A 1,742-nucleotide genomic window follows, 5' to 3' on the forward strand; every position below is an offset into this window, starting at 1 on the left:
AGCATTCGGCTTCGTTTAAGGAGGTGATCCAGCCGCAGGTTCCCCTACGGCTACCTTGTTACGACTTCACCCCAGTCATGAACCACACCGTGGTGATCGTCCTCCCGAAGGTTAGACTAACCACTTCTGGTGCAATCCACTCCCATGGTGTGACGGGCGGTGTGTACAAGGCCCGGGAACGTATTCACCGTGACATTCTGATTCACGATTACTAGCGATTCCGACTTCACGGAGTCGAGTTGCAGACTCCGATCCGGACTACGACGCGTTTTGTGAGATTGGCTCCCCCTCGCGGGTTTGCAGCCCTCTGTGCGCGCCATTGTAGCACGTGTGTAGCCCTGGCCGTAAGGGCCATGATGACCTGACGTCATCCCCACCTTCCTCCGGTTTGTCACCGGCAGTCTCCCTAGAGTTCTCAGCCGAACTGCTAGCAACTAGGGATAGGGGTTGCGCTCGTTACGGGACTTAACCCAACATCTCACGACACGAGCTGACGACGGCCATGCAGCACCTGTGTCTGAGCTCCCGAAGGCACCAATCCATCTCTGGAAAGTTCTCAGCATGTCAAGGCCAGGTAAGGTTCTTCGCGTTGCGTCGAATTAAACCACATGCTCCACCGCTTGTGCGGGCCCCCGTCAATTCATTTGAGTTTTAACCTTGCGGCCGTACTCCCCAGGCGGTCTACTTAGTGCGTTAGCTGCGCCACTAAGACTTCAAGAGTCCCAACGGCTAGTAGACATCGTTTACAGCGTGGACTACCAGGGTATCTAATCCTGTTTGCTCCCCACGCTTTCGCACCTCAGTGTCAGTATTGGTCCAGAGTGCCGCCTTCGCCACTGGTGTTCCTTCCTATATCTACGCATTTCACCGCTACACAGGAAATTCCACACTCCTCTACCATACTCTAGCCTGACAGTTCGAAATGCCGTTCCCAGGTTAAGCCCGGGGCTTTCACATCTCGCTTATCAAACCACCTACGCGCGCTTTACGCCCAGTAATTCCGATTAACGCTTGCACCCTCCGTATTACCGCGGCTGCTGGCACGGAGTTAGCCGGTGCTTCTTCTGTGAGTAACGTCAAGCCATACGAGTATTAATCGTACGGTTTTCCTCCTCACTGAAAGTGCTTTACAACCCGAAAGCCTTCTTCACACACGCGGCATGGCTGGATCAGGGTTGCCCCCATTGTCCAATATTCCCCACTGCTGCCTCCCGTAGGAGTTCGGGCCGTGTCTCAGTCCCGATGTGGCTGATCATCCTCTCAGACCAGCTACGGATCGTCGCCTTGGTAGGCTCTTACCCCACCAACTAGCTAATCCGACATAGGCACATCCAATAGCGCAAGGTCCGAAGATCCCCTGCTTTCCCCCTTAGGGCGTACGCGGTATTAATCCGGGTTTCCCCGGGCTATCCCCCACTACTGGGCAGTTTCCTATGCATTACTCACCCGTCCGCCGCTCGTCAGCATCCCGAAGGACCTGCTACCGCTCGACTTGCATGTGTTAAGCCTGCCGCCAGCGTTCAATCTGAGCCATGATCAAACTCTTCAGTTTAAATCATACAAGAATCCGAAGATTCTCTATTCTTGCTCAAGACAAAACTCAATTTTCGACGAGTCACTGTCCTGATATTTCGTATCCGAAATACCTCGGCCAGCGCCCACACGAATTACTTGGTTAACTTTTTAAAGAGCAGTGGGAACTTCCGTTCCCTGATCAAGGCCGCGTATTCTACAGCGAATCG

Annotated in this window: 1 rRNA gene; it reads right to left on the reverse strand. The window is 53.8% G+C overall.

Features of this window, described 5'->3' with window-relative positions:
- Window positions 1–16: 16 nt before the first annotated feature.
- Window positions 17–1,552: ribosomal RNA gene (locus E5Q11_RS17305) — 16S ribosomal RNA — on the reverse strand.
- Window positions 1,553–1,742 lie beyond the last annotated feature (190 nt).

The organism is Marinobacter confluentis (assembly GCF_004785685.1).
GTDB lineage: Bacteria > Pseudomonadota > Gammaproteobacteria > Pseudomonadales > Oleiphilaceae > Marinobacter > Marinobacter confluentis.